Source organism: Legionella drancourtii LLAP12 (assembly GCF_000162755.2).
GTDB classification, from domain to species: Bacteria; Pseudomonadota; Gammaproteobacteria; order Legionellales; family Legionellaceae; genus Legionella; species Legionella drancourtii.
In genome coordinates, this window is the sequence record NZ_JH413832.1 from 40033 (window position 1) to 58959 (window position 18927).

Genomic DNA, 18927 nt, shown 5'->3' on the forward strand with positions numbered 1-18927 from the left:
GCTTATTTATTATGCTGGTACCCAGTATTTTTTTTTCAGAGTTTGCCTTAAAGCATTATACAATCAAATAACAGGACCACAACAGAAATTGTTTCTTGAGGCGTTATTGCAAGTATCCGACAGTAGAAATAAGAAAATCAATCCATATTAGCGGTTTTAAGAAAAACTTATCTTTGGGATTTCTTTTGTACCCTGTAATTCGCTACTATGAAAACAGTACAGCAAATTGAAGAGTATCTTCAGCATAGCCCCTAGGACTTGCTGACATTTATTCTATTTTGGCTAAAATGCAGTCCAAGGATAAGGACTGTTCTTTTTTGATTAATAAGGAGTTTATTGTGTTTGAGAAAATTTCTTTTACAGCAGAGTTAGAGTTAAAATTTTTTGCACAAGAAGAATTTGAGCCAGTTTCAGGGCTTTGCATTTCAGAACAAGCTCCTATTCTTACACGCAATTTGTTACGTGTTTTAATGATGGGCTGGACGGAATCCTGGAAGGAATTATTAACCTTTGATGTTATTCATGCTGTTTTTATTGCACGCAACCCACTGTTCTTAAAAGAAATGCGCCGTGCTTTTCAAGATGGTTTTGAAGAAATTTTCAAGCAATTAGATGGTCACTATTTAAATGAAGAACAAAGTGAACAAGTACAACTTTACTTAAGTAACTGCTTGAGTTTATTGCCTTACAGCGATTTAACTGCCTATGAATCCATTAAAGTGCCGCAATGTATTGATGGAGTATGGGAGTTAGTAGAATACCAGGTGAAACCAATTGAATTAACTAAAGGCGATGAGCGGGATGTTGATCGTGTTTTTGCCTATGGTCTTGAACCCTTATTTCAAAGAAAGGCTGAATCTCATTTTATCTTTATGGGGACTACATATCCTGCAGGTCAAGGTTTTTTAACGCAGATAAATGCGAATACCAAAGGCTTTGAATCGGTGGGTGAATCATTATATCGAACTGGACGTGCACGCATTCAAGCATGGTTGGAGCAGCAAGAAAATAAAATTCATGTTTGTGGAACAAGCCTTGGTGGCTCTTTAAGTTTGTTGCTCGCTATAGATAAGGGCAATTATCAATTATCGCGCGTTGATGCTTTAAATCCACCAGGACTTCATAACGCCCATTTCAAAAGTCAATTTGATCATTGGGATGAATTACTCAATAAACCTAAGGTTGTCGTGCAGAAACAAGGCGACGATCCGGTGTCCTTTTTTGGTGTATGGGCTAGTGATTGGCAGATTTTGCAGGTAAATCCACCTGCCGCAAAACGAGGTCCCAATGGTGTTTTGGATCATGGTTTAAATTATGCGGGTTTAAAAGGCACCTGTTTTACCTATGTTGATGCAAAAGAAGATAATAACAAACGAGATACGCGTAATTTTTGGGTTTTTTCTTTAGGTCGAAGTCTTATTTATTATGGGCTGATCGCTCCCTATACTTATATTGTACGTCCTGTAGGGTACTTCTTGGCGAAAAATTGGCCACTGTTAGTGCCTCTGATCCCTACTATTGGGTTGGCTATTTATCTTGCAGGAATGGGCGCGTTAACAGGCTTTCCTGCAGTCGCGTTATTTGTAACTTTAGGACTGATAACGAGCTTGCTTTTATATAAGTCTTTTCAGACTAACCCAACAACAGCTTATGTAGAAATGCATAATCCTAGACTTCCTAGAAATCAGCATATGGATATTTATGACCACGCTCATGCGGTGAAAATTGAGTTAACCTATCAACAGATAAACACTTATTATCGTGTCATGCGTTGCTTGGTAAAAGGCAAAGCGTTTTTGCCTTCTGAGCAATGCCCATCAAAATGTACGACGGGAATCACTAAAAAAGAATTACTAATCGCCAGTGAAAATGCGGAAAATGCAGATGAAGTAATTCCTTTGCAGATTACGAAAGCTAAAGTAGGCTTGATACGACATACCCTACTTTTGACTCATAAGATAATAGGGGATAATCAAGAAGAGTTAAAACAGGCGTTGGAGGATAACTATAGAGAATACTGTCTCGGTAAACTGAAATAACAAGGTCCACCTCATCCATCGAACGGCCGTATTTGCACTTAAATCCGCCCGTTCGCCAAGATTATGATATTTCTCAGGCCTAAGACCCGTTACCTTTTATTTTTCAATGAAGAACATCCCTTTTTAGTTTCTTCACCAACGAAATCTATAAAATGACGTACTGCAGGGGTTAGCCCACGCCTTGATGGATAGATTAGGTATAAGCTTGCGGTAGATAAAGACCACTCTGGGAGAATACGAACTAATGTCCCTGCATTAATTTCTTGTTGGCAGTATTCTATTGGTAGTAGTGTAATTCCTAAATCAGCAAGAGCTGCTTGCTTTAAGATAGTCCATTCAGTGCTTTCAAGACGTGGCGCCAATGGAATAGTTATCTTCTGGCCATTGGCATTGCTCAATTGGAGCTGATTTGTTCCATCGCTTCTTGTCTTGCCTAACCAAGAAAAACCAGTTAATTCGGTAGGAGATTTTAATGGAAAATGACCTTGTAAATAGCTTGGCGTTCCCACCAGGCAATGGGCGCTTTCGCCTAATTTTCTTACTACTAAAGTAGAGTCGTCTAATTCATTCGTTTGAAAACGTAATGCCAGATCAAATCCTTCCTCAATTAAATCTACTTTGCGATCGCTGGCATAAAGATTAATGCGGACATCAGGATATTGGCGCATAAAATCAATAATAATGTGATTAAAATCTGATTGGGCAAATAGAGTGGGACAGGTTACATAAATACGGCCCTTAGGCTTAGATTGGGCTTGAATCGCAACTTCTTGAGCAAAAATTGCTTGATTCACCATGGTCTTGCTGTATTCATATACTAAATGCCCTACATCCGTTAAGCTGAGTTTGCGAGTGGAACGATTCAGTAGACGTACACCTAAATGATTTTCTAATTCAGCAATACGACGACTTAATTTTGATTTGGTCATTTCTAGCTTTAGGCTTGCTTGAGTAAAGCTACCTTCATCAACAACACGGCAAAAAAAGTATAAATCATTTAAGTCAGGTAATAGATTGTGTCGAGGCATAATAAATACAGAAAAAATTATTGTTGTTAATTATAGGACAATCTTTCATGAAATAGCTATCTTGTTAATTATTGTTTTAATTGTATGCTTAATAAAAGACATATTATTGGAGATCATTATGAAGTTGTTAGCTATTGATAGCAGTATTTTGGAAGATTATTCTGTTTCACGCCAACTGATGGGGCAATTTCTTGATCATTGGCAGCATGTCTATCCTGAGTCAGAAATAATTTATCGGGATTTAAATGTGCAAATGGTGAATCATTTATCAAGTGAATTAATTAAGGCGAAGCAAAAGTCAGTAGAGGAGCTGTCTCCTGCGTTAAAAAGTGAATTGGAATTATCAGAGCAACTCGTGGTTGAATTTTTAAGCGCTGATGAAATTATTATTGCCGCCCCTATGTATAATTTCACTATTCCCACCCAGTTAAAATCCTGGATTGATCGAATTTTAGTTGCTGGTCGTACATTTAAGTATACTGAACAAGGAGCCATTGGCTTGGCTGGTGATAAAAAGATAACGATTATTTCTACTCGTGGAAATCATTATTCCAATGATGAGGTGTTGAAAGCCTATGATTTTCAGGAAAACTATCTAAAAACCATATTTAACTTTATTGGCTTGACGCAAATAAACATTATTCGTGCAGAAGGTTTACACCTTAGCGAATCAATGAAAATAAAGGCAATTGCAGGGGCTGAACAAGAAATCAATGCGTTGTTTCTTAAAGCCGCTTAATTAAATCAGACAGGTAAGTTGGGGATAAAGCGTTTAGGTTGAGTCTTCGCTCCAACTTGCCTGTAATATAAATTATTAAAAACGATAAGCTATTCGCGCTGTAATAGAATAAAGGAACGGAAAATAAGAGTCTGCCGGGCTTAATTGTGACTCACCAAAGCCAGCCGTATAATTTCCTGCAATTTCACCCATTAAATGTTCTGTGAAGTTATAATTTACGCCAACGCCGAAAGTAGGGCTCACGCGCCAATCATCAACGAGCATATCTCTACGATAAAGAGTAGTTGCTCCAGCACTAGAATACACTTTAAAATTGCTGTGCGGTATTAATAGCATAATTTTACCGATTAAACTGATTCCGTCAGTTTTAGTCGTTAACTGAAGTTCACCATCATGCTCGAAAGTGAAAATGCTCGTCCCATCAAAATAAACAGTGGAGTCAGCATAGCGCATGTAGTTTGCTTCAACAGCAAAATAAGGAGAAAACTCATATCCTGCGAACACTCCCCAAGTTGCTCCTCCCTCTTCAACATCAATGGGGGTAGACATACTTAAAGCCATGTTTTGATTTTTTGTCTGCGGTACTAAACCTTGCCATGTAGTAGAACCATAACCACCTATAAGTCCAACGTAGAGCGGATGTTGCACTTGGTTCGTTATTTCTGCCTGACATAAGGTAGTAGAAAGAAATAAAAATGAAAATAAATATAATTTTGATTTTTGATGAATCACAATAAAATACTCTTTGCTAAATCTGACTCGAGTTAAAAATAGTTGGGCAATTAATTGCCCAACTTGCTCAAGTATACCTATTGGCAGGCTAGTCGAGTAGAACTACATATTCTTCCACGCGAGTCTACCCCACCTAGACGGTAACAATTCCAGTTATCCATACAGTCTTGTGGGCTGGTATATCTTTGATATTCACAGGCTTTTTGTAATGAACCAAAGACACTGATTAAGCGTGCATAAAGCATATTCATGTCTTGACACATCATGGGAGGCAGGCCAGAAACGGCACAGTAACATGTCGCTGCGGTTTTAAATGAAGCGCAAAAAGCTGGATTATCTGTAGGAACAGCATTGGTACATGCTGCAAAGGCTGACAAACTAAAAAAACACATCAGAACTGCAAAAATTCTTCGTATCATTTTTAACACCTTAATTAGACTGAACATTACTTAAGTAATGTACCAGAAAATAAATCAAGCTGCAAAACGGATAAATGCAATTTACGATAAATAAAAAATTAGAGAGAAAATTATTGTGCGCGCCTGAGTATTGCTGATTCATAGCTGCCAAATTAAGGGATGATAGCTTAAAAAAAATCACCCCGGATTTTTCTCTAAATGGAAAAAGGGTAGGATCACGGTCAATAAATTAAAAATTTATTTTTCTCTTTAGGGCGATGGATGTGCCTGTTGGCGAAAAAAGAGTTAAATAGTTAATTGACAATCTTGATGGCTCAATTTCATCCTGTCTTTTTCAACTAAGGCCGCATCCATAATTTTAATTACTTCATGCGCAATCCGTTCTCTAAACTCAGGTTGCAAATTCGCCGAAATTACTAAATAACGTGTTTTTTGATTGTCATCATAGATAAAACACACTTCAAAAACATAATCTATAGCTAATAATTCTTCTTGATGATGCTTAATTGATTTTCTTTTTAAGCCAAATAGATTCGTGTTCTTATGGGATCCAGAAATAAAATTACTTCGGACATTTAGATTAATAATAAAATGAGTATCACGTTTAAAGAACATTAGGCGAGCAATGCTGCGTTGCAAAATTTTGCGATAAACAGGGGTTATGCAAAGTATTTTAGTGCAAAGAGGTATCAGTAAGTCAATAAAAAAGTTTCTCACTTTTCTTGGGGGGCGTTTAATGTACTGCTGGCGCTGAATTTAATTAGTGTAGGGCAGTGTTGATAGTCACTGGTATCTGTGGTTGATTGCCATATTTGTTTGGATAGTGCTGTTAAAGTAGAGTTATTATTCAAGTCAACTTTAATTGACTCTACGTTGAGAAAACAGCCAAGCGAATGATCATAAATCGGCTTGTCACGTGTTGACTTGATAATATTCATTACGGTGAAGGGTGTGTCACTTTGGTAGCCGTCACAGCAATTGCGTAAAGCCAGCGCCAATATAGCGCATAGACCGTTATTGATGCTGATGTGATTTTGTCCACAAAAATGTTTTAGCCTATTTAGTGCGTGTTTGGGAATTTCTGTGTAGGTAGAGTAGGGCAGTTTTGCTGTCTTCATATCGTCTACAACATAGCTTTTTGGAAATGAAAAGAAAGAAGCATCTTTTAAATAGTCTTCCCAAAATAGAATATTTTTATCTAAAGATTGTTCAATAAGCTGGTGTTCTGCAAAAACATATTTCTTATAGTGCGTATCGGTTTCTATGATCAGTTTTTCATTGTAGTGCAAATAAAATTGAGATAAATCATCAAATAAAATATCAATTGATGCATCATCAGAAATTAGATGTGGCATGCAAATTTGTATTTCTACCGAATCTTCTCTTAGGTAAAATAATTTGCTGATAATGAGTGGAGAATCTTTAGCCCATGCATGAAAATTACTTAATTCAGTCAAGGAATGTTCTAGAGTTTGTTCACTTTCTTGCTTAGATAACGATTCAATATTTTTTTCAATCAGCCGCCAAGACAGTTTTTTTTGCACTTGCTGCGCGGGTTTTAACTTTAAAATACGATAAATTAACACCTGATGTTTTTTTAGAACCGCTTGAAATGCGCGTTCTAAAATAGCTTTATCCAAATGACCTTGGAATCGTTTTCTAGCAACAATATTTAATCTTTTGGCTTTGGGTTCAAATGTATCTGCCATCCAGAGTACGAATTGGAAATCGCTTAGTGGTGTATCGGTGATTTCATTATATTGAATTTCATTGGCCAAGTCTTTTTTGGCTTTTGCAGTGCGGTGAATCACCGGAATTAAATTGGCGATGCATGCTGCTTGATAGAAGTCATTCAAGGTAATGCTTTTTTCCAATAGATGGTTTATTTTTGAAACCAGACGCGCTGCGGATAAAGAATGTCCGCCAAGCTCAAAAAAATTATCATTGAGTCCAATGAGGCGAATCCCCAACTCTTCTGACCAGAGTTGCGATAGTTTTATTTCTAAGTCAGTAGTAGGTCCTATATAATGCTGGCTGGCTTCTAATCGTGGTTGAGGCAATGCTAATTTATCTAATTTACCATTGGCGGTAAGTGGCAAGAAATCAACTTTAATAAAGGCAGTTGGCATCATATATTCGGGAATTTGAGCCTGCAAAAACTCACGTATATCATTTGCTGTGGGTGTGGAGTGAAAATTTTTTATCATGTAATAGGCAACCAATCGATGTTCTTGCAACGAATTTTTTTGCGTTACTACCGCTACTGTTTTAATTAGCGGATGTGCTGCTAAGCGTTTTTCTATTTCTCCAGGCTCAATCCGAAAACCGCGTATTTTTACCTGATCATCCATTCGGCCCAGATATTCAAGCATACCATCAGTACGTTTACGGCATAAATCGCCCGTTTTATACAAACGGGCGTTTTTATCGGTACTAAATGGGTTTTTAATAAATTGTCGCTGCGTTAATTCGGGTTGATTTAGGTAACCGCGAGCCAAACACCTTCCTCCAATAAGTAATTCACCCTCTTCGCCATCAAGAACAGGCATATTTTGTTGATCGACAACATGATAATGCATGTGCGCGCCGGTCTTACCAATAGGAACATTCGCTGCAAAATCAGAAAAACTAGTATTGCTTACTTTGTATGTAGAAATGGCAACAGTGGTTTCTGTTGGGCCATATTCGTTAAATAATACATGAGTCGGATAAAGCTCAAGCCATGCCTTGCACTCTACAGCGGATAAATTTTCGCCACCTAAGATAATTGATTTTAAGGAGGGGAGGGCAATAAAGTTATTTTGTGTCTCCTGTAAAAGAATTTTAAAATAACTCGGAGTAAGCTTAATGGTGTCGATGGAGTTATTGGCAATATGGTGCAGGTAATTTCTTGTATCTTTTTTGATCTTGTCGGTGCAAATCACAACCGTTAGACCCAACATTAATGGCGCAAGCGTAACAGATACTGCCATATCAAAAATAGGATTAGATGAAAAATCAATACGTTGCTGTGCTTGGCAACCCGTATATTCTGCAAACCAGTGACAGTAATTAATTACTGAATGATGTTCAATTAATACACCTTTAGGGTTTCCTGTAGAGCCGGAAGTGTAAATAATATAAGCTAGATGTTCCGGAGAAATGGCTGGCTGTGGATTTTCAGTGGCTTGCTTGGTAATATTTTTCTCATCACTATCAAGGAGGATTATTTCTCCTTGATAGTGATTTAATTTATCTTTTAAAACCGATTCAGTGATTAAAATAGGTGCATTGCTGTCATTTAACAGAAATAATAAACGCTCTACTGGTTGCGATGAATCAATGGGCAAATAGGCTCCACCGGCTTTTAAAATAGCAATAATTGCAATTAGAAAATCAAATGAACGCGGTAAACATAGGGCAATTGGCATATCTGGTTTAATGGCCCTTTCTTGCAAATAATGTGCAAGTTGATTTGCTTTTCTATTTAACTCGCTATAGGTTAACGATTGTTTCTCATTGAGCACAGCAATATGATCAGGAAACTGACGCACATGTTGTTCAAATAACCCCGATATTGTATTTTTATTATCCATTTTATTGTTTACAATTTTGGTAAAAGGCGATCTAGCCATTTAGGGAGATACCAATTCCATGTTTTAAAAAGCGCCATAGTAGCTGGAACTAAGAAGCTTCGAATGAAAAAGGCATCCATAAAAATTGCAACAGCAATGCCGAGTCCAAACGCCTTAACCATCAATACATCGGCGACCAAAAACGAACCGCAAATAACAATTACGATAAGCGCAGCACTGGTAATAATGCGACTGCTTTTTTCAATTCCAAAAATAATACTTTGATTATTATCTTTGCTGTGTTGATGTGCCTCTTTGATTCGGGAAAGTAAAAAGACTTCATAGTCCATCGAGAAGCCAAATAACGCACAGAAAATAATGACTAATAAACTTATATCCAACATCCCTTGGGGTTCAAAATTAAGCAGCTTAGATAAATACCCCTCCTGGAATACAAACACTAAGGCACCGTATGAAGCACAAAGGCTCAATAAATTCATTAAAATTGCTTTTAAAGGTAAGAAAATCGATCTAAGCAATATTAGTAGTATAAGATAGGAAAAGGCCATTATCCATAAAACAGCATAAGGAAGCATGTGGTAGATCGTATGTAAGACATCAATATTCGCAACGGCTGTACCCGTTAATTGCAAATCTAATCCATGAATAGGTTGCAGATTACGTAGTTCAGCAATGAGTTTTTTAGTCTCAGGTGAATTCATCGGATACTTGCTGACAATATTCAGGACTGTCAAATGCTTGAGCGTCGTGATCGTTAACAATTGTTTGACGTGTGTATCTGCTAAGCTTTTATCGGTATGATACAGCATATAGTATTGTTTTTTGGTCAGATCGGAATCACTGCTGATAATGCCGTTAATTTTTTTAATGCGTGGATTGTCTTTGAGTTTATCCACTAAATCATAGATCTTATTCAGATTGCTACGCGATAAAATTGGCGAGGAAGGCGAGTGAATCACCAGTTGAATAGGATTTAATTCTTGAATATTAAACTTTTCGGCATAGGTATCATAAAAACTTCGGCTGGGCGAATTTTCCGGGAAAATGCGATAATCCGAGATGCTAAATTTTGCCGATAAAAATGGATAACCCAGTACTAACAATAAAACAAGAATCGTGGTGAAAAACAAATAAGGTCTATGAACAACGCGTTCGGCCAGCCAACGCCAGCAACTGAAACCATTTTGATGATCTCGTTTAATAATGTGAACGGACAGGAAATTAATTTTTGTTTTTATGACCGCAAGAATTGCCGGCAGTAGAATGGTGGAAATCAGAACCGCAAAAAATACGGCCGCAAGCCCACCTACGGCGACAGAAAACAGGATATTAATTGGAAATAAAAACAGGGCGCTAAGACTAACAAAAACAGCTAAACCACTAAAGAAAATCGCTTTCCCAGCATTGCCTTGGGTCACGGCAATAGCTTCTTCGCTGCTTAATCCATTTTGTAATTCATCGCGAAAACGACTAATAAAAAACAGTGAATAATCAAGACACAGGCAAAGGCCTAATAATAAAGCAATATTGATCGTAAATACGGAAAGCGTAAAGTAATGACCAATGAAATATAATGTGGTGAGAATAATTAAGGCACATCCCCCACCTAAAATAATCGGCAATGTTGCCGCAACTACGGAACCAAAAACAAAGAGCAAGGTGATAATGGCAACTGGCGTTGCAATAAAGTCAGCTTTATAAAGGTCAACTTGAGTTTGGTGAGTGACATTATCCACAAATTGTGGCTCACCACCAATCTCTATGGTCATATTTGCAGGTTTTTTTATTGAATCTTTAAATTGCCGTAATAATTTATCGCTAATTGGTTTTGGGGTTTTGACGATTACCACAACATAAGCGGTGTGTTTATCCTTGGATATTTGTTGCTTTTTATAGGGCAAAAGAATATCGTGCTTAATCGGAAAATCATCTAAATCCGCCAAGGATTTCTTTATTTTCGCTATATATTCCGGATTTGTCGCCTTTAGTTTGGAACTGTGGTACATAATAAGAAATTTGTTATTACTGTTATAACCAAATTTTTTATTTAAGTATTGGGTTACGGCTGTACTGGAAGAACGATCATCCACAAAGCCGGTGGTTTTAAATGGTTCCATAATGTGAGGCAAAAATGGAATACATCCTAAAATAATCAGCATCCACAGGATAATGATCGGCCAACGAAATCTATTGATAACTTTTCCTACTTGGTAAAAAACCATATTCTTCTCATTCTTTTTAGTAGAAACGCATAAATTAAAACAATACAAAAAATGATGACTCATTAAACATATTAGTATAAATTAGACATTATTGTTTGGATTTAGCTACTGAAAAGGTATTTTGTGCATCACTACGAGGATTTGATAACCATTTTTCACGCTTGTTTCGGCACGGATTATAACGCCAGATTGGTAAAAGGCGATAATGAGCCGATTTATTTGCCTGCAAATAATCAGCAAAATTACCATGCTATATGCTTTGCCCACGGTTTTTTCAGTAGTGCTTTACATGAGTGTGCGCATTGGCTGATTGCTGGAGAGGAACGGAGAAAGCTGGTTGACTTTGGTTATTGGTATGCGCCTGATGGGCGTACGGCAGAACAACAGGCACTATTTCAGCGTGTAGAAGTCAAGCCACAAGCTTTGGAATGGATACTTTCTAAAGCGGCAGGGCATAAATTTCGCGTCAGTATTGATAATTTAAATGGTGAAGAATCGGATACTGAAACCTTTAAACAGGCTGTTTATGAGCAAGTAAAGCATTATTGCTCGGTAGGTTTACCTGCGCGTGCCCAGACATTTCGTGATGCTTTAAGTGTTTTTTATGGCCAGGCGGCGCTTTTATGTGTGGACGATTTTTCGTTAGCTGAGTTGTAATTATTTAAAAGGAAAATCTTCGATTTTGATACGCTTCGAAGCCTTGCGCCAAAACTAGCTAGGCTTCGAGACAGTGCCAACGTGCTCCTCAGTCCGAATGGAGCGAGAGTAGACAATGTTAAATTTCTTAACCTGGCAGCCTATTCTCCAGTGGGATAAGGGAATTCCAGGTTAATGATGTAACACGACTCCCATTGTCCAGTCTAAATTCTCTGCAGAAGGCACATAATTGACTTTCTGGTTAGGAGAAAATCCATAGCCATTTACCATTAGCGCGTAGTAAAAAGCAGGTAAGAGGCAGTAGGCATCCAGATATTCATTGTTAGGATATTGATGACTTAATTCATCCCATTGTTGATGGCAAGCCAGATTATTGGCCTGTTGCAGGAAATCTTGGGTTGTCAATTGGCTCTTGGGGAATTGAAAGGGTTTGCTTTCTGCAAGGTTGGCAATTCCACCAATTGCATACCAAGATGTTACTGGATTATTAGCCAGAATAGGTTGGACAACGTTGTTCGCCTTGTGCACCCCATTAATTAATGCCGCGATTTCATCTGCGCAGTCAGGGGCATTGCCTTGTCCTGCTTCACCATTAGGAAGAGGGTAATTATTCGAAAAACAGGAAGTAGAATCAAGGAGTTGGTGGGTCATTTCATTTTGTCCAAGGCCAAGAAAACTATAGACAAACAGGTTGATTTGCTGGCCATAAAGAGTTAATTCAATCAGGGTGCTTTTACTCAGATTAGGTGTGGCATTATTTTGGAGGGGAAACGCAATTTGTGTCGAGGCCCCGCCAATATCCAATACGCCTATGGGTTGTTGTGACGCAGATTTAAGTGTGCCTAAATGGTAATTTACAGAAAGCCAGTCATAGAGCGCTTCATCATCGCCGGTGATGGTTTTGGCATCCCTAAGTTGCCATTGTGATTGTTGGTCGAACCAATTTTTCAGGTTTTGATAATAAATTTTTTGTTTGGCTTGCGGAACTAAACGCATGCCTGCAGTTGCATAAAAATAGACTGGCATTTTCTGTGCGGGTGCACCAGAGAATAGAATAGCCATGTATGCATCTAGAGTATTTTGGTTGGTTTCAAGACTGGCAAAGGCTGGCTGGATTTTTTTTAACCATATTTCATCGATGTTAATGGGGGTATTGGTTTCATCCATATCGTAGGAAAAAACATGTAATCTTGAGCCGGTGCTGCCTGCATCAATTACCGCAATACATTGATGTTCAGTACAGGACGTTGTTTTAACATAACCTGTGCCAGTAATTAAAAATAAGCAAGAGATAAAAATCAACAAACGCACCATTGCACAGATCCCGTATAAGTTTAGTTCTCAAATAATACACTATGTATTTTTTATTTTCAACATGTTATCATCGTAAAAAAATGTTAGACTGCTTCTTCAGTAAGCTTTAGGGGTAATCCGCATTTTTTAAGCAACAAAATATAGTTTATTACCCTTTGTCCGACTTTTTTGGCGATTACATTATGATGACTAAAGAACATCGCGGTTCGATTTATGCCATTCTATCAGGTTTTTTATACGGTTTTATAGGTTATTTTGGTATTAGTGCCATGAATGGCCATATGTCTGCAAGTACTATGTTATTTTGGCGGTTTTTTATCTCCAGCAGCGTTATTTTAGTCGTATTATTCCCACAATTAAAAAAGCCGACTGATACTTACAAACAAATGCGCAACGCTTTTTTAACTGGTGTTGTCTATTATGGTTTGTCGACCTTGCTTTATTTTTTAGCCTGCCAATACATCAGTTCTGGCTTATCTATGGTGATTTTTTTTACCTACCCCGTATTAATTATGTTAATTAATTTTGTTGTTTATAAACAACAAATCCCAAAAATCTATTATTTGGCAATAACTGTAATTTTGTTGGGAATGACCTTTTTAGTAGATATGAATGCGTTTTCAGTTAACTTATGGGGTATCTTCTTTGGTATTATCTCTGCATTTTTCTATGCCGGTTATATTATCGCCAGTAAAAGGAATAGTCTTTCACCCAATATGTCTACGTTGATGGTGTGTTTGGGATGTATGGTGACGAGCTTGATCGTTTCACTTATTAATCACACGTTTGTTTTTCCTTCATCCTCCACGGTTTGGTTGCATTTATTTGGCATTGCGATTGTGGCAACTGTGATTCCCATTTTATTGATGTTATACAGTTTGAAGTATATTAGCTCTGAGAAAGCGTCTATTTTATCGGTTTTAGAACCGGTTTTTGTGGTTATTTTTGGTATCTTGCTTTTAGGAGAGTCGTTGCGATTTTTAAGTGCAATTGGCATTGTTTTAATATTAACTGGAGCGCTGATTACGTTATTTAGCCATAAGATTCGTTTGGATTTATTGCGGTTTAATTGGTTGCGGTCACGTGCTGAAGAATTGTAATAAGCCAAGAGATTTAAGTTAGCGTGTCCCCTGTGCTTGCCAACCAGGGGACACTTGATTTTTAGTCATACAGGAGGGCGTTGATGAATATCTTAGTACCAATTTCCAGTATAACTATTTGTGCCAGAGCAATCGCTAGGTACAGAAATCCCTGAACATGGGTTACAGTTAGAGCAGTTACTTAACATTGCAGTGGCAGTAACCATGGCGATTAGTAGTATCATCTTTTTCATGACTTATCCTTGTAATGACTTGTATCTTAAAACTATACTCTAAGATTATGAATTTAACCAATTAAAACAACCTGGGTCTATTTACATTTCTGCAATTTGCAACCATTGTAGTTTCCATAGATCAAAGAGAAATGATTGATTTCGTTCTTTACTTAAATAAGGGCTAAAACGCTCATTTGCTAAGAATCGATTATTGGCTATTTCACTTAATAAGGCGGGAGAAACCCCATCTATTTCCCATTCACAACCATTGATGTAAAACTGGTATTCAGACTCTATATCCTCATTCTGATAAGCAAAGCGACATGAGGCATCGCGAACAAGATTTAGGCCTGTTTTTAATTCTTTGATAAAGGTTGCAACATCAGTTAATTCATCTTCTTCTAACGGCATTGGTAACTGTTGTTCTGCCTGTTGATCCAGGCGTGTAGCAAAACAGCCGAACCAAGATTTCATAATGTGTTCATCATTGATTAATTGCTGTAATAATTTTTGTGCATTTTGCCAGGCTGGAGCACTAATTTCTGAGGTATTTTTTAAATGAGACCAGTCCGGATCTTGGTATAAATCTTTGAATGCGTCCTTTTCAGATAAATAATCGCCTAGACTATCCCATAGTTCTTGCCCTTGATAACTACGATAACCAAAAGAATAAGTCATGCAATTTTCTGAGCGGGATATGCCATAGTGACCAATATGTGCTGGTAGATAAAGCATATCGCCTTCTTCGAGGATGATTTTTTCCTCAACATCAAAGCGCCTCATAATGCGTAATTCAAGATCTTGGATGTAATTGTTATTATGACATTCTTTTGTTGTGAGCGACCATTCACGGCGGCCCTGGGCTTGATATAAGAATACATCATAATTATCATAATGAGGGCCGACACCGCCATTTAGGGCGGCAAAACTTATCATAATATCATCCACACGCCATTGTGGAATGAAATCAAAATGATCAAGTAACTCGCCAACCTCTGGCACTAAGCGATCTACGCCTTGAACGAGCAAGGTCCAATGCGTTTGCGGTAGCGTGTTAAAATCATTTTCAGCAAATGGCCCGCGCTGTAAGTGCCAGTAGGGTGCTTCGTTAGGCGTTTCTCGGACGATACGGCTTTCTACCTCTTCTTCAAGTGCGAGTCCTGCCAATTCATCAGCCGATAATGGATTTATAAAATCAGGTAAGGCATTGCGGATGACCAACGGTTTTTTTTGCCAATATTCGCTAAGAAAGGTTTTTAAAGAAATTTCCTGGAAATTTATCATTTTTACTGGTGCTCCCATAAGGATTAGAAGGTTACGAGGGAGCTGGTTGCTCTCCCACGTTTGCCCTGACGGATTAATTTGAATGAAGGATGCGTTCTAATTCACCTTTTGCCTGACGTGAAAAATTGATTAAATCACTTTCTTTTTCAAAGAACTCAAAAGATTGCAGCAACGTTGCCTCATCATGCTTTCTAAATGCGAGCGCCTTTTTTTCAATATCTTCATGCTTATAACCTAAAAATTTCATCACTTTTTTGGTCATCGTTAATGAGGAATCAAATACTTCTCTAATAAAATAATCAACACCTAATTTATGTAACTCATAAGCGTGGCGGCGATTACGGGCTCGTGCATATATTTTTAAATGCGGGAACTCTTGTTTGACTAACTCAACAATTCTTAAATTGACATCCGGATTACCAACAGTAACTATGATGAGTTTTGCATATTGAGCTCCTGCACTTTTTAACACATCTAAGCGACTGGCATCGCCAAAATAACCGATGTAGCCAAATTTGCGGATTAACTCTATTTGTTCTGCATTATTTTCTAATACGGTAATTTTTATTTTTTCACCATTAAGTAAACGTCCGATAATTTGGCCAAAACGTCCGTAGCCTGCAAGAATAATGTCATTTTTTTCATTAATTGAATCGTATTCTTTTTCAGGCAGCAGACTGAGAAAACGTGGTAGGATGAAACGATAATACAGCAACATTAAGAATGGGGTTGCCAGCATGGAAAGTGCGACTACTAAGGTAAAGAACCCCATAATGGTTTCATTGATTACTTTTGTGCTGAAGGCATATTGGAAGAGTACGAAGGCAAACTCACTGCCTTGTGATAAGGCAAAAGCAAAGCCTACGGTTTGAAAGTTCGTTAAGTCAAAGAAACGGCCCAATACAATCAGAATTGTTGCTTTAATAGCAATTAACGCTACTACTGCAGCAAGAATCATCAGGGTGTGTTCTGAAAAGAGTGAGAAATCCATGCCCATACCAACGGAGATAAAAAATAAGCCAAGCAATAATCCTTTAAATGGTTGAATATCTGCTTCAACAGCATGTTTATATTGAGAATTTGCTAAAACCACCCCCGAAATAAAAGCACCTAAAGCAGGTGATACACCAATGAATTCCATTAATAAGGTGATTCCTACGACTAAGGCTAACGAAAAAGCCGTAAACACTTCGCGTAAATTGGTGCGGGCTATGATGAAAAATAAATAGCGGGATAAGTAATGGCCAACGAAAATAATTGAGCCTATGGCCCCTGCAACTAAAAGGGCGTGTGCCCATTTTGGAAGTTGGATAATAAATGCGCTCTCATGGTGCATATTAATTTGAATGTTTCCATTTAATTGCAGTAATGGGATAATAATTAAAATAGGGATTACGGCAATATCTTGAAATAATAAGACCGCAAAAGAAGCTTCACCCTCAGCGGTTTTAAGCAGGTTTTTTTCTTGCAGCATTTGTAATACTAAGGCGGTGGATGAAAGAGCCAGAGCCATACTCACCGCCACTGTGGAGCGCCATTCATAACCGAGCGTGAGCCCGATTGCGATCAGAATACTGGTCGTTATAATCACTTGTAAGCTACCTAATCCTACAATAAGTTTTCTAAGTTTCCAGAGCATGGCTGGTTCAAGTTCCAGACCGATGAGAAACAACATCATGATGACGCCAAATTCTGCAAAATGCATGATTTGTTGGGAATTACCAATGAGTTTTAAGCCAAAAGGCCCGATGAGTATACCTACAGTAAGGTAGCCTAATACAGAACCTAATTTAAAACGGCTGGCAATCGGCACCATGATGCTGGCTGCAGCAAGAAAAGTAAATATATTGAGTAAAAGGTTATCAGTCATAATATTACGCCTAGAGTAATCTATTATTAAGGGGCATGGCAGTTTTTAAATTTCTTACCACTGCCGCAAGGGCAGAGAGCATTGCGTGCAACTTGCGGGTTTTTGATTTTAAGAGGTTGCAGTTTATTTACTCCACTAACGTAGAACCAAAAATCATGCTCTCTATGGAATTCACTGAGTTCATGAATGGTTTTTACTTGGCCGTGTTCAAGAAAGCGCGCAATAAATTCTACAAAACCAACATGAGTAGTGGTGGGCTCGGCTTGTAGGATTTCTAATCCCAGCCAGGTAACTTGTTTAGCCCATTGTTCTGCTGCCATAACATTAAAACCAATTAATGCATCGCCTTTCATCGTGTGTTTAATGTGATCAATTTTACCTAAGCTATAGGCAGTGTATCTTGAGCGCATCAATTGTTCTGGTGTTTGCGGTTGTTGCTGTTGTTTTATGTATGGGCCGCAGCAATTTTCATAAGTATTTGCTGATCTACAAGGACAAAGTGACATAGGATGATCTCGAGCAAATAAAAATAAGAAGTTTTCCGATTATATGCGATCTGGCCTTAAATTTTTAGGGTTTAACGCTATTTACACTATTAATTAATTCATGTCTATTTGTAATACCCTATGATTTGTAAAAAAATGCTGGCAGAATTTTATCAATCCATGCACAATTCATTTTTAATAAAACCACTTAATTCGAATCGATTGGTAAAGAAAAAATGAATACTTATTTATTGACGCAAAATATAGATCAAATCAATCAACAAGACAGTGTTAACCTTCTTGAAGAAGGTTCGGTCTTATTTTTTCCCGAATATTATTTTTCTGATGTAGATTCGGCTTTGATGTCTGAAACCATTTTAGATGGTAGTCGTAAAAATATTAGTTATGATTCGCAACGCAAGACCTTGAGCGCTTATAGAAAAGGTATTGATGGCTTGGACAGTAAACTGGCGCAAATGATGGCAGGTTATGCTGATTTTGCCTATCAATTAATTCGGGCTACTTTACCGTCTTATATACCGCACTTACAATGGGGGCGTACCAGTTTTAGACCAGCGCAGGTTAGTGGCCGCGCTAGTTCAAAACGTAAAGACGATACGCGTTTGCATGTTGATTCATTTTCAGCAAGCCCTGTGCATGGATTAAGAATTTTACGTGTTTTTTGTAATATCAATCCGTACAATGAGCCACGTGTATGGAATCTTGGCGAACCATTCCCCCATGTTCTTGAGCGTTTTGCGCCGCACATTGCGCCCTATAGTAAATTCAAGGCAAGAGTATTGAAATTAGTTAAAACTACGAAAACATTACGTTCGGCTTATGATCATTATATGTTGCATTTGCATGATACGATGAAATTGGATGATGTCTACCAATCGCAAGTTAAAAAAATACAAGTTGATTTTCCTGCACAAAGCAGCTGGATTGTTTTTACTGATCATGTGTCGCATGCAGCACTTAGTGGTCAGCATTTGCTGGAACAGACTTTTTATCTTCCCGTTGATAAAATGACAAATCCAGAGTGTTCTCCGTTAAGGCAATGGCAAAAAATTAGACCAGAAGTCCATGCAAAATTAGCCTGATTTAAATTAAGTGCAAAATTCTCTTCCTCGATCCGTTCGGGCTGAGGAAGTGCGTTAGCATTATCTCGAAGCCTTGCCAGTCTTGGCGCAAGACTTCGAGATGGTATAAATGCCTTCTCTCAGCCCGGACAGTTTTGGAGTATAC

General features: G+C 37.9%; 15 protein-coding genes. 5 read left to right on the top strand and 10 right to left on the bottom strand.

Annotated features, from left to right (window positions below; genetic code table 11):
- Window positions 1–338 precede the first annotated feature (338 nt).
- Complete coding sequence (locus LDG_RS11515; protein WP_006871550.1) at window positions 339–2039, top strand: hypothetical protein; 1701 nt, start codon at window positions 339–341, stop codon at window positions 2037–2039.
- Between the two features lie 89 nt (window positions 2040–2128).
- On the opposite strand, the gene LDG_RS11520 is transcribed toward LDG_RS11515, so the two are convergent.
- Window positions 2129–3067, bottom strand: coding sequence for a LysR substrate-binding domain-containing protein (locus LDG_RS11520; RefSeq protein ID WP_006871551.1), 939 nt, complete (start codon window positions 3065–3067; stop codon window positions 2129–2131).
- Between the two features lie 118 nt (window positions 3068–3185).
- Between LDG_RS11520 and LDG_RS11525 the strand changes: the two genes are divergently transcribed.
- Complete coding sequence (locus tag LDG_RS11525; protein ID WP_006871552.1) at window positions 3186–3806, top strand: FMN-dependent NADH-azoreductase; 621 nt, start codon at window positions 3186–3188, stop codon at window positions 3804–3806.
- A gap of 75 nt (window positions 3807–3881) precedes the next feature.
- Here the strand turns inward: LDG_RS11525 and LDG_RS11530 are convergent, their stop codons facing one another.
- From LDG_RS11530 to LDG_RS11545, 5 genes are all read right to left on the bottom strand, one after another.
- The gene (locus LDG_RS11530; RefSeq protein ID WP_006871553.1) at window positions 3882–4538 is read right to left on the bottom strand and encodes an outer membrane beta-barrel protein; all 657 of its coding nucleotides are present in this window, start codon (window positions 4536–4538) and stop codon (window positions 3882–3884) included.
- A 77-nt stretch (window positions 4539–4615) separates the two neighbouring features.
- Window positions 4616–4957, bottom strand: a complete 342-nt coding sequence (locus LDG_RS11535; protein ID WP_006871554.1) for a hypothetical protein — start codon at window positions 4955–4957, stop codon at window positions 4616–4618.
- A 285-nt stretch (window positions 4958–5242) separates the two neighbouring features.
- On the bottom strand, window positions 5243–5572 hold the full coding sequence (locus tag LDG_RS20310; protein WP_006871556.1) for a hypothetical protein: 330 nt from the start codon (window positions 5570–5572) through the stop codon (window positions 5243–5245).
- 98 nt (window positions 5573–5670) lie between these two features.
- Entirely contained in the window at window positions 5671–8532 is a 2862-nt protein-coding gene (locus LDG_RS11540; protein ID WP_233491512.1) for a non-ribosomal peptide synthetase, read from the bottom strand.
- An 8-nt stretch (window positions 8533–8540) separates the two neighbouring features.
- Complete coding sequence (locus LDG_RS11545) at window positions 8541–10754, bottom strand: MMPL family transporter (protein WP_050805560.1); 2214 nt, start codon at window positions 10752–10754, stop codon at window positions 8541–8543.
- A 123-nt stretch (window positions 10755–10877) separates the two neighbouring features.
- Between LDG_RS11545 and LDG_RS11550 the strand changes: the two genes are divergently transcribed.
- On the top strand, window positions 10878–11411 hold the full coding sequence (locus tag LDG_RS11550; RefSeq protein ID WP_040535598.1) for an elongation factor P hydroxylase: 534 nt from the start codon (window positions 10878–10880) through the stop codon (window positions 11409–11411).
- Between the two features lie 171 nt (window positions 11412–11582).
- Here LDG_RS11550 and LDG_RS11555 read toward each other — a convergent pair whose 3' ends face one another.
- A complete protein-coding gene (locus tag LDG_RS11555) occupies window positions 11583–12725 on the bottom strand; it encodes an acetate and sugar kinases/Hsc70/actin family protein (RefSeq protein ID WP_006871560.1) in 1143 nt (380 codons plus the stop codon).
- Window positions 12726–12907: 182 nt separating this feature from the next.
- Between LDG_RS11555 and LDG_RS11560 the strand changes: the two genes are divergently transcribed.
- Entirely contained in the window at window positions 12908–13825 is a 918-nt protein-coding gene (locus tag LDG_RS11560; protein WP_006871561.1) for a DMT family transporter, read from the top strand.
- A gap of 314 nt (window positions 13826–14139) precedes the next feature.
- Here the strand turns inward: LDG_RS11560 and LDG_RS11565 are convergent, their stop codons facing one another.
- From LDG_RS11565 to LDG_RS11575, 3 genes are all read right to left on the bottom strand, one after another.
- Entirely contained in the window at window positions 14140–15324 is a 1185-nt protein-coding gene (locus tag LDG_RS11565) for a JmjC domain-containing protein (RefSeq protein ID WP_006871562.1), read from the bottom strand.
- Between the two features lie 73 nt (window positions 15325–15397).
- Window positions 15398–17194 carry a monovalent cation:proton antiporter-2 (CPA2) family protein gene (locus LDG_RS11570; RefSeq protein WP_006871563.1) on the bottom strand — a complete coding sequence of 599 codons (1797 nt, stop codon included), beginning with the start codon at window positions 17192–17194 and terminating at the stop codon, window positions 15398–15400.
- Between the two features lie 26 nt (window positions 17195–17220).
- Window positions 17221–17700 (bottom strand): YchJ family protein, encoded by a 480-nt coding sequence (locus tag LDG_RS11575; RefSeq protein WP_006871564.1) that lies wholly within the window; start codon window positions 17698–17700, stop codon window positions 17221–17223.
- A gap of 215 nt (window positions 17701–17915) precedes the next feature.
- On the opposite strand from LDG_RS11575, the gene LDG_RS11580 reads away from it, so the two are divergent.
- Entirely contained in the window at window positions 17916–18782 is an 867-nt protein-coding gene (locus LDG_RS11580) for a Kdo hydroxylase family protein (RefSeq protein ID WP_006871565.1), read from the top strand.
- The last annotated feature ends 145 nt before the right edge of the window (window positions 18783–18927 follow it).